The organism is Sulfurimonas sp., assembly GCF_032250635.1.
Taxonomy (GTDB): Bacteria; Campylobacterota; Campylobacteria; order Campylobacterales; family Sulfurimonadaceae; genus Sulfurimonas.
In genome coordinates, this window is sequence record NZ_JAVVFL010000065.1 from 1 (window position 1) to 9,891 (window position 9,891).

11 protein-coding genes are annotated in these 9,891 nt (G+C 40.1%); 4 read left to right on the top strand and 7 right to left on the bottom strand.

What is annotated here, in order from left to right; all coding sequences use genetic code 11:
• Positions 1–5: 5 nt before the first annotated feature.
• Genes argC through surE form a run of 5 tightly spaced genes read right to left on the bottom strand, consistent with a single transcriptional unit; the run spans position 6 to position 3,242 of the window.
• Positions 6–1,010, bottom strand: coding sequence for an N-acetyl-gamma-glutamyl-phosphate reductase (gene argC / locus RQ763_RS05430; RefSeq protein ID WP_314151642.1), 1,005 nt, complete (start codon positions 1,008–1,010; stop codon positions 6–8).
• A complete protein-coding gene (gene greA, locus RQ763_RS05435) occupies positions 997–1,494 on the bottom strand; it encodes a transcription elongation factor GreA (RefSeq protein WP_314151643.1) in 498 nt (165 codons plus the stop codon). Before greA ends, argC begins: the two co-directional genes overlap by 14 nt.
• Before the next feature lie 51 nt (positions 1,495–1,545).
• Positions 1,546–1,797 (bottom strand): thiamine biosynthesis protein ThiF, encoded by a 252-nt coding sequence (locus tag RQ763_RS05440; protein WP_314151644.1) that lies wholly within the window; start codon positions 1,795–1,797, stop codon positions 1,546–1,548.
• Between the two features lie 12 nt (positions 1,798–1,809).
• Positions 1,810–2,448, bottom strand: coding sequence for a ThiF family adenylyltransferase (locus tag RQ763_RS05445; protein WP_314151645.1), 639 nt, complete (start codon positions 2,446–2,448; stop codon positions 1,810–1,812).
• Positions 2,445–3,242 carry a 5'/3'-nucleotidase SurE gene (gene surE, locus RQ763_RS05450; protein WP_314151646.1) on the bottom strand — a complete coding sequence of 266 codons (798 nt, stop codon included), beginning with the start codon at positions 3,240–3,242 and terminating at the stop codon, positions 2,445–2,447. Before surE ends, RQ763_RS05445 begins: the two co-directional genes overlap by 4 nt.
• Positions 3,243–3,501: 259 nt before the next feature.
• On the opposite strand from surE, the gene rho reads away from it, so the two are divergent.
• Together rho and murI are read left to right on the top strand one after the other, a co-directional pair.
• A complete protein-coding gene (gene rho / locus RQ763_RS05455; RefSeq protein ID WP_314151647.1) occupies positions 3,502–4,842 on the top strand; it encodes a transcription termination factor Rho in 1,341 nt (446 codons plus the stop codon).
• Positions 4,842–5,585 carry a glutamate racemase gene (murI, locus tag RQ763_RS05460; RefSeq protein WP_314151648.1) on the top strand — a complete coding sequence of 248 codons (744 nt, stop codon included), beginning with the start codon at positions 4,842–4,844 and terminating at the stop codon, positions 5,583–5,585. The genes rho and murI overlap by 1 nt, the downstream gene beginning before the upstream one ends.
• A gap of 46 nt (positions 5,586–5,631) precedes the next feature.
• On the opposite strand, the gene RQ763_RS05465 is transcribed toward murI, so the two are convergent.
• Entirely contained in the window at positions 5,632–5,817 is a 186-nt protein-coding gene (locus RQ763_RS05465; protein WP_314151649.1) for a hypothetical protein, read from the bottom strand.
• A gap of 163 nt (positions 5,818–5,980) precedes the next feature.
• On the opposite strand from RQ763_RS05465, the gene RQ763_RS05470 reads away from it, so the two are divergent.
• Together RQ763_RS05470 and RQ763_RS05475 are read left to right on the top strand one after the other, a co-directional pair.
• Positions 5,981–7,741: a GGDEF domain-containing protein gene (locus tag RQ763_RS05470; protein WP_314151650.1), complete on the top strand. Its 1,761-nt coding sequence runs from the start codon at positions 5,981–5,983 to the stop codon at positions 7,739–7,741.
• Between the two features lie 53 nt (positions 7,742–7,794).
• On the top strand, positions 7,795–9,459 hold the full coding sequence (locus tag RQ763_RS05475) for a DNA polymerase III subunit gamma/tau (protein ID WP_314151652.1): 1,665 nt from the start codon (positions 7,795–7,797) through the stop codon (positions 9,457–9,459).
• Here the strand turns inward: RQ763_RS05475 and RQ763_RS05480 are convergent.
• Positions 9,456–9,891 (bottom strand): HAMP domain-containing sensor histidine kinase (locus RQ763_RS05480; protein WP_314151653.1); only part of this gene is annotated, 436 nt, incomplete at its 5' end. The two genes, RQ763_RS05475 and RQ763_RS05480, sit on opposite strands and share 4 nt — an antisense overlap.

Sequence of the window (9,891 nt, forward strand, 5' to 3'; positions counted from 1 at the left end):
CTAAATTATGGGACATAAGCTATGTTTGGTATCCCTAAATCTTCATCAAGCCCCATTATCAGGTTTGCATTGACGACTGCCGCTGAAGATGCGCCTCTCATGAGGTTGTCTATCGCACTTGAGATAAAAAGAACATTGCCTTTTTGCTTTACATATATGTCGCAAAAGTTTGTTCCCGCTACGTTTTTCATATCAACAGGATTTTTGCTCACTCTTACATGTTTAGCATCTTTATAGTATGCTTCAAGGAGTTCATGCGCGTCAAAATCTCCATCTACTTGGATATAGATAGAACTTAACATTCCACGCGTTATAGGAACCAGATGCGGAACAAAATGAACCTCGTCAAAATCAACACCTAGTTTTTGAGCGATTTCGGGCGCATGTCTATGCATGAGCGGATTGTATGCAAAAAGATTGTCGTTTACATTTACAAAGTGCGTTGTCTCGCTCAGTTTTTTACCCGCTCCGCTCACACCTGTTTTAGCATCTATTATGATTGGCGTATGTTTGACTCTTTTACCCATAAAAGGCAAAACTCCTAAAATCGCACTAGTCGGAAAGCATCCCGGATTTGCTACGAGTTTTGCACTTTTTAGCTCCTCACGAAACAACTCAGGAAGACCGTAGACTGCATGTACCAAATTTTGTGTATCTGTATGAGGACAGTAAAATGCTTCATAAATATCTTGAGGCAATCTATAGTCTGCAGAGAGGTCAACGACTTTTAAGCCTTTTTCTATCAAAGGCTTTACATAAGCCATAGCCGTTTGATGCGGAAGTGCTAAAAAGACAAGCTCACAGCCAGATGCACACTCCTCAACATCGGCTTTTTTGACCTCCAAGTCACAAACTTTGGCAAGCGATGGGTGAAGAGATGAAAGAGTCGTTCCGCCCTCAGTGTTTGCAACATATGAGAGGTTAAATTTTGGATGATGTACTAGAATCTTTAAAAGTTCAAGCCCTGTATAGCCGCTTGCACCTATGACTCCAACATTAATTGCACTCAAAAACTATCTCCTGATACCTTACTTCAACTATCTCAAACTCTTTTGTTGCGTTTGGAAGCTGAACTTTAATCTCATCCCCCTCTTCACGTCCTAAAAGCTGCTTTGCCAAAGGCGAGTTGAAAGAGATTAACCCCATCTCAGGATTGCTTTCGCACCCGCCGACTATAGTATATGTAAACTCTTCATCGCTCTTAACATCACTAACGACAACCGTTGAGCCAAAACTTACTTTTGCATGTTCAAGATCACTAGGATCTACAATCTTTGCGCTTCCTATTATCTCTGAGAGTTCTTGCAGACGGTTATCAATCTGTTTTTGCTGCTCTTTTGCCGCATGATACTCGGCATTTTCCTTCAGATCGCCATGTTCAAGAGCCTCTTCTATCGCCTTAACCACAGCCGGTCTTTTTACACTTTTTAAATTTTTAACTTCTGCTTGGAGCTTGTTATATCCAAACAGTGTCATCGGCTCAATTTTTTCCATAAATACGTTACCCTGCAACCATAAATTTTTTACTTATTATACCAAACTTTTTTAGCGAGGGGCTATTTTTGAGAGGTCGAACTCTATCTTTTGTTCTTGGCACTCTATCGTTACAATGCAGCCTCTTTTGCTTATGCTTTTTGCTTTTTTTATATCTTTTAGCAGTTCTCTGTTCTCTTTTGAGAGTGGGTCGTGCGCGTAGAGGGTTTCGTCTTTTATAAAAAATATTCTCCCGCCGCCGCAACCATCACCGACTATACCTTCGCATACAAGCGGCTCATTTAAATCAAAACTATCAATCATCCAAACACTCCTCTATTTTGAGACTATTTTTTTCACGGCTTCTGCACACATGACAAGTCCGAAAGTTCCGGTTACGGCGCTAAAACTGCCCTTCTCTTTTACTTTTGCATGTTCGGTGCTAAAGATTACTTTATACTTTTTCTTAAAACCGCGTTTTTTAAGTTCATAGCGGATTTTTGAGCCGAATCTGTCGCCGTGGCTCTTCCAAATATCCTCTACATGTACCTTTGTAGGGTCAACTCTTTTTGCCGAGCCGAATGATGAGATAAGTTTTTTATAGCACTTCTGCGCAAGAGCGAGCTTTGCTCTTGTGTCGTCAATGGCATCGAGAACTACGTCATAAGGCTCAAAGTCAAAATCCCAAACCCACTGCTCATCTATCTTTGCGTTTATGATCTCTACATGTGGATAGTGTTTTTTAAGCGCCTCTACCTTGACCTCTCCCTCATGCAGCTCCGACCACATCTGACGGTTTTGGTTAGACTTGTCATAGGTATCAAAATCTACGATTGTTATATGCTCCACACCGCTTCTGCTGAGGCAGTCAAGGCAGTGTCCACCTACCCCTCCGACTCCCAGAAGCAAAACTTTCGCATTTTGAAGTTTAGAAAAGTCATCTCCAAAGAGAGTTTTTATACGCTCATGTCTCAATTTTGCTCTATCCACTCTTCAAGTCTATTTATGCTTTCGTATGCACTCATATCAAGCTGTATGGGTGTTATGGATATATTTCCCGATTTTATCGCCTCATAATCGCTCACACCTTTTTTCCCCTCACGCGCAGAGAAGTTAAGCGGATGCGTTCCCAGCCAGTAGTACTCCTCGCCTCTTGGGTTTCTGTGAAGATGCGAGTCGTTTGCGTAGAGTCTGTATCCCGCATAGGTAATGAACATTTTCGGGTTCTCTAAATCAATATTTGGAGGGATGTTTACATTTAAAAATTCTCTCTCAGGAAGAGGAAAAGAGCCCTCTTTTATCTTTGCAACAAGCTTCTTGATGGTCTCTTGCGCCAAAGTAAAATCACCGCCGGGATCGGTAAAGTCCATCACCTGAGAGATGGCTATGGATGGGATGCCATGTAAAACACCCTCCATCGCTCCCGCAGCCGTTCCGGAGTAGGTAATATCCTCGCCCATATTTGAGCCGCGGTTTATTCCGCTGATAAGCAAGTCAGGCTTTGCGTCCACAAATATCGTGCTAAGGGCAAGATATACGCAGTCGCTGGGAGTTCCGTCATCTAGCTTGAAAAAGTTGTCCTCTATGCCTATAAAACGAAGAGGACGGATGATGGTAAGCGAGTGCCCGCATGCAGACTTCTCGCTTGCAGGAGCCACTACCGTAACCTCAACATCTTCTATCTCTCTAAGAGCTTTTACTAAACTTAAAAGCCCTTTTGCCTCATATCCGTCATCGTTTGTTACTAAAATTCTGTATCTTTTTTTCATACCGTAATTCTATCACTAAAATTCAAATTTTTTTATAAGGTGAAATCATCACGCTTTTGAGATAAAAAATGCTCTTTCATCTCTTAAATACAAAACTAAAACAGGCTAACTAAAGTGCATGGGAGTAGCTATTGAGAGTATTACTTGACATTATAACTTCTATTAGTGTAAAATTGTGGCATTAAAATTACTCTTTCCCTATGCAACATACAATTAATACCCACAGGGCAAAATCTAAAAACATTAAGGCAGCTACCATATGAGTGAAAACACTCCACAACAACCTCGCAAAACAAGCAACAAAACCAACCCAAAAACAAGAACACACAATCCGGTAAAAGGCGTAAGCGTCGAAGATTTACGCATAAAAGGCATAGATGAACTCACGGCAATGGCTACTGAGCTCAACATCGACAACCCAAATGAACTTAAACGCCAAGACCTTATCTTTGAGATATTAAAAGCTCAAACGGAACAGGGCGGGTTTATTCTCTTTAGCGGTATTTTGGAGATTATGCAGGATGGTTATGGTTTTATCCGCTCGATTGATAAAAGTTTTGACGAGAGCATCAACGATGCGTATGTCTCAAACACCCAAATCAAACGTTTCGCTCTTCGTAACGGAGATGTAGTAACGGGTCAGGTTCGCCCTCCAAAAGAGCAAGAGAGATACTATGCGCTTATTAAAATAGAAGCGGTCAACGGTCTCCCTCCCGAAGAGAGCAAAAAAAGACCTCTCTTTGAAAACCTCACTCCTCTTTATGCAGCAGATCAAATCAAACTAGAATACAGAGAAAAAGGCTTAACCGGTCGAATGATGGACCTTTTTGTTCCTATCGGCAAGGGGCAGCGCGGACTTATCGTAGCACCTCCAAGGAGCGGTAAAACAGAGCTTTTAAAAGAGATTGCTCATGGCATAACGCACAATCATCCTGAAATTGACTTAATGGTACTTTTGGTTGATGAGAGACCTGAAGAGGTAACGGACATGGAGAGAAGCGTAAAAGGCGAGGTTTACAGCTCTACATTTGACATGCCTGCAAAAAACCATGTAAAAGTGGCTGAGATGGTTATAGAAAAAGCAAAAAGACGCGTTGAACTTGGTCGTGATGTCGTTATTCTTCTTGACTCCATTACCCGTCTAGCACGTGCTTACAATACCGTAACACCTTCAAGCGGCAAGGTTTTATCGGGCGGTGTCGATGCAAATGCACTGCATAAACCAAAAAGATTTTTCGGAGCTGCTAGAAACATAGAAAACGGCGGAAGCTTGACTATCATCGCTACTGCTCTTGTAGATACGGGGAGCAGAATGGATGAAGTCATCTTTGAAGAGTTCAAAGGAACAGGCAACTCCGAGGTTGTTCTTGACCGCAAAATAGCAGACAGAAGAATCTTCCCTGCTATGGATATTCTAAAATCGGGAACGAGAAAAGATGAGCTTCTTATCGCGCCGGAAATTCTACAAAAAGTATTTATACTACGTCAGATGATTCATAAACAAGAAAATGAGATAGAAGCGCTCAAGTTTGTTTACTCTACCATGGGCAAAAAAGCTACAAATGAAGAGTTCCTTGAAAGTATGAACCCAAATCAGTAATGAAAGTCGGTGTATTTGACAGCGGGATAGGCGGCTTAACTGTTGTAAAATCCCTGCTTGAACACAATCTTTTCGCGGAAATAGTCTATTTTGGAGACACTGCGAGAGTTCCTTATGGCATAAAAGACAAAACCACTATCATTCGCTACGCCATAGAAGCCGTAGAGTTTTTCAAAAACTTTGACCTTGACCTCATAATCGTAGCATGTAACACTGTAAGCGCGCATGCGCTTGATGAGATGCGAGAAGTCTCCTCTTGTCCGGTTATCGGCGTTGTTGAAGCGGGGATTTTGGCAACTGCAAATGCGCTCAAAGATAAAAATGCAAACATACTCATCCTTGGAACAAAGGCGACAATCAACTCTAGGGCGTATGAAATAGGACTGCATGCAGAGGGATTTTACAATCTTCAAGCAAAAGCGACGGGGCTCTTTGTTCCCATTGTTGAAGAGGAGATTTATGAGGGAGAGGTTCTAGAGGCAACTTTTAGACACTATTTTGGAAGCATTACGGCTCCCGATGCAATTATTTTAGGCTGTACCCATTTTCCCCTTATTTCAGAGGCTCTGCAGAACCACTTTAGCAAAAAAAGCGTACTTATCCACTCAGGCAATGCCATAGTCGAGTATCTTGAAAAAGAGTTTGATTTTAGTAAAAGATATGAGAATTCGCGATTGGAGTTTTTTGCTTCAGAAAATCCGGAATCACTAAGAAACATAGCAAAAAAGTGGCTTCTTTTGTAGTGTGAGAGAATTTTATTCCAGATTGTCTCTGGAATAAAAAGTGTAGTTAAAACTTCTTCGCAATTTTTTTTGCTAACTTTTTAGCATCTTTCTTAGCAGTCAAACCTTTTTTCGCAACCGTTTTCGCCACTTTTTTTGTAGCTTTTTTGATATCATTTTTAGCGATATTCGCTTTTTTAATAGCTTTTTTTGCTACTTTTTTGATAACTTTCTTGTCCAGTACTTTTGCCATTTAAGACTCCTTTGGTTTTCTTATTACCAAAAAAAACGGTAATAACTTACATTCATTATATAGATTGAAGACACTATTGTCAAGAAAATATAGAGCCGCTGCAGTTGCAGGCAAAAAGCATTGATGTAACACTCCTGAAATAATTAAGCATTAAAATAGCAGTATGAAACTTGAACTCCCTAAAAAATGGATTCGCAACTTAAAAACTTTAGATGTTGCGTTTCAACCTATTGTAAATATTCATACCGGAAAGATTTTTGCGGTTGAGGCACTTCTTAGAAACTATAAAGAGGTTGGCTTTAACTCAATTTTTGAGCTTTTTGATACAGTCTATGAAGACAACCTGCTTTACTCGTTTGACTTAAAACTAAGAAAAAAAGCCCTTAAAAAACTTATAACAATAGATAACCAAGAAGAGATAAAACTCTTCTATAATCTTGACAACAGACTTCTTGATATGCCAAATTTTAAGCATGGAAATACCGGCAAACTTTTAAAACACTACGGCATCGGTAAAAACAGAATCTGCTTTGAAATTTCAGAGCGCCATGAGATCTCAAATGTCTCAAGGATGCAAGAGGTTTTAGCGCACTACAAGAGCGAGGATTTTTGTATAGCCATAGATGATTTTGGGGTCGGTTATTCTGGGTACAAACTTCTTTATGATAGCAAACCAGACATCATAAAAATAGACAGATTTTTCTTAAGCGACATACAAAAAGATGCGAAAAAAAAGCTTATGGCAAGAAGCATCACTCATTTGGCAGTTCAACTTGGCATAAAAGTCATAGCAGAGGGAATTGAAACTAAAGAGGAGCTGCTTACCTGCAGAGATATAGGGTGCCATTTCGTTCAAGGGTATTTTATCCAAAGACCGACTCTGCTTGCATCGGAAATAGCGCAGGAGTATCCTCATGTTTTAAATATCTTAAACAGTGAAAAAAGAGTGACCGAGAGTGCTTGCCAAATTGAGACATTTTTAGACACAACACCCCCTTTTTCTATTGATGCCGAGGTAAAAAATGTCGTGGAGTATTTTCAAAAGAATCCTCTAACAGATACGGTCACTATTGTAAACTCCAACAACGAGCCGGTGGGCATTTTGCAAGAGAACAAGATTAAGGAGTTTATCTACTCTCCTTATGGAAGGTCACTGCTGACAAATAACGGTGCTAAAAAATCAAAGCTAATAAATCTTATAGAACCATGCGGGATAACAGAGATAAACTGCAACATGTCTACAATCATTGAGCTCTTTTCAAACAATTCGGAATCCATCGGCATTATCCTTACAAACAACTCAAAATATTACGGTTTTTTGTCTGCAAGAGCAATTATTACCATTATGAGCGAGCAAAATATCATCCATGCAAGGGAGCAAAATCCTCTGACAAAACTCCCCGGAAACTCCATGATAGAAAAGCTTATCTCAGAGATTATAGAGAGTGAAAAAACTTATATTTTATGCTACTTTGATTTAGACAATTTTAAAGCCTTTAATGATGTATACGGATTTAGAAACGGAGATAGAGCAATTATGCTTTTTGCAGATATTTTGAGAAAAAATCTGCCGCCTGAGTTTTTCAAAGGACATATAGGAGGAGATGATTTTTTTGTAGCCGTTGAATCGACAAAAGAGAATGAAGAGAAGTACACGGAAGCACTCTCTAAAATAGTACAAAAATTTGAGTATGACGCAAGAGAGCTCTACTCAAAAGAGGACAAAAAGAAAAACTACATCATCTCCACGGATAGAGAGGGGAGTAAAAAAAGATTTCCTCTTCTTTGCGTAAGCGCTTCAGTGCTAGTAGTGCGCAGCAATGCGAGCAGAAGAAACGCTGATCATATAAACAACATCTTGTCTCTTCAAAAAAAAGTTGCAAAACAAGAGAGCAGCCACATCTCTATAAGTTGTCTGTTATGATTTTTTAACCCTATAAATGTTAGAATCACTTCAACTAAAGATGGAGAGTGTATGTGAGAGCGAGTTCAGAAGTATTAGCAAGAAAGTATAGACCCAGAAACTTTGACGAGCTTATAGGTCAAGAAACGGTTTCCCAAACTCTCTCACTTGCGCTTGATGCCAACAGACTCTCTCATGCATATCTCTTCTCAGGACTCAGAGGAAGCGGTAAAACCTCAACTGCGCGCATATTTGCAAAAGCTCTTATCTGTGAGACTGGTATAACTCATCAGCCGTGCGGAAGTTGCCAAAACTGCGTAGATTCACTACAAAACCGCCATATAGATATAGTTGAGATGGATGCGGCATCAAACCGCGGTATAGACGATATTCGTGACCTAATTGAACAGACAAAATACAAACCCTCAAGTGCCAGATTTAAGATATTTATCATAGATGAAGTTCACATGCTGACACCCTCTGCTTTTAATGCTCTTTTAAAAACTCTTGAGGAACCGCCCTCTTATGTGAAATTTATACTCGCAACCACAGACCCTCTAAAGCTTCCGGCAACCATCTTAAGCCGTACACAGCACTTTAGGTTTAAATCGATTGCTACAAATAAAATAGCAGAACATTTAGCGCACATTCTCAATCTTGAAGGGATTAAGTATGAGATTGAGGCTTTGGAGATTTTGGCAAGAAGCGGAAGCGGAAGCTTAAGAGATACGCTCACTCTCCTTGATCAAGCAATCATCTACTCCAAAAATCATGTGGATGTCCGCACAGTTACGGATATGCTGGGACTTGTGGACCCAGAGTTTATCAACAAACTCTTTGGAGCAGTTTTTGCAAAAGATTATGCCGCACTTGTTGCGTTTACAAAGATTTTAGAGGAGTATGAGGCTGAGATGGTCGTCGATGAACTTATAGCCTACCTCAAAGAGAGAATGTACGGGGGCGACGCGCTCTATTCCACGCTTGTTCTTGATAGATTTTTCAGAATTCTAAGCGATTCCAAATATCTCTTTAGCATAAATGCAGACGGCTCTTTTGTGCTCTCACTTATATTTTTCAAAATGGTAGAAGCACTCCGCATAAAAGAGGTAGACCAGATGATAGAGTCTCTTCAAAAAGAGATTCAAAGACCTTCTATCTCATGCGCTGCTCCGCAAAGTGAGCCACAGAGTGAAATCAGCAACAACAAAGAGAACGAACCTGAGATAGAGCAAACAAAAGCGGAGCCGCCCGTATCTATCAATACAAAAATGTTTGAAGAGCTCATAGCTAAACTAAAAGATAGAAGCCCGGAGCTTGGAGAGTGTTTTGAGAAAAACATCTCCTTTGTCTCTTTTGAGAACGATGCGCTTACATGGGAGAGTTGTGCCGATGGAGAGTGTAAAAAGGTTCTGACTCACGGCTACTCCGTAATAAAACAGTTTGTTAGAGAGATTTTTGGATTTGAAACGAAAATAAAACATGAGCCTTGCACAAAAATAGCTGAAGATACACCAGAAAAAGAGAGTATTCCTCAAAGGGAAGAGACCCAGCAGTATGTCCAATCTACCTCAATGATAGAAGATGCTGAGATGGGAGGGAGTGCAAGCTGTGTGACAAATTGTCAAAGCAGCGATAACTCCAGAGAGATCGACGCTGCAGAGATTAAGGATGAGATTATGGTTCAAAAAGCCGTAGAACTTTTTGAAGCCAAAAAGATGACTATTCAGTCAAAAATTTAACTCTTTATCATATTTTCAACGCTAAAACTAAACGCGGAGCCTTTGCCAAACTCCGAACTTATCTCCAAAGAGGTGCCGAGCAGTTTTAAAACATAAGTTACCATAGCCAGCCCTAATCCCATGGAGTTGTCCCAACTGTTTTTATCTACCCTGTAAAACTTATTTGTAATTTTTTGAAGATGCTCCTCTTTTATGCCGACACCGCTGTCTTGAACAATAATCTTATTCTCTTTCAGAGTTATAAACACATCGCTGTTTGAATATTTTAAAGCATTATCAACCAAGTTGTCCAAAACCAACTCCATCATTGTTTTATCGCTTGTTACCATCAGCTTTTTAACATCAATCTGTATGTCTCTGTCTCTATATTTTGATGCGAAATTTAACCCCACCTCTTCGCAAAGCTGACCTAAATCAAACTCACTTTTATTG

What these genes read in the sequence shown, in the direction of transcription:
- greA (WP_314151643.1), bottom strand. Translation starts at nt 1,494, where the DNA reads ATGGAAAAAATTGAGCCGATGACACTGTTTGGATATAACAAGCTCCAA.
- RQ763_RS05440 (WP_314151644.1), bottom strand. Translation starts at nt 1,797, where the DNA reads ATGATTGATAGTTTTGATTTAAATGAGCCGCTTGTATGCGAAGGTATA.
- surE (WP_314151646.1), bottom strand. Translation starts at nt 3,242, where the DNA reads ATGAAAAAAAGATACAGAATTTTAGTAACAAACGATGACGGATATGAG.
- rho (WP_314151647.1), top strand. Translation starts at nt 3,502, where the DNA reads ATGAGTGAAAACACTCCACAACAACCTCGCAAAACAAGCAACAAAACC.
- murI (WP_314151648.1), top strand. Translation starts at nt 4,842, where the DNA reads ATGAAAGTCGGTGTATTTGACAGCGGGATAGGCGGCTTAACTGTTGTA.
- RQ763_RS05465 (WP_314151649.1), bottom strand. Translation starts at nt 5,817, where the DNA reads ATGGCAAAAGTACTGGACAAGAAAGTTATCAAAAAAGTAGCAAAAAAA.
- RQ763_RS05470 (WP_314151650.1), top strand. Translation starts at nt 5,981, where the DNA reads ATGAAACTTGAACTCCCTAAAAAATGGATTCGCAACTTAAAAACTTTA.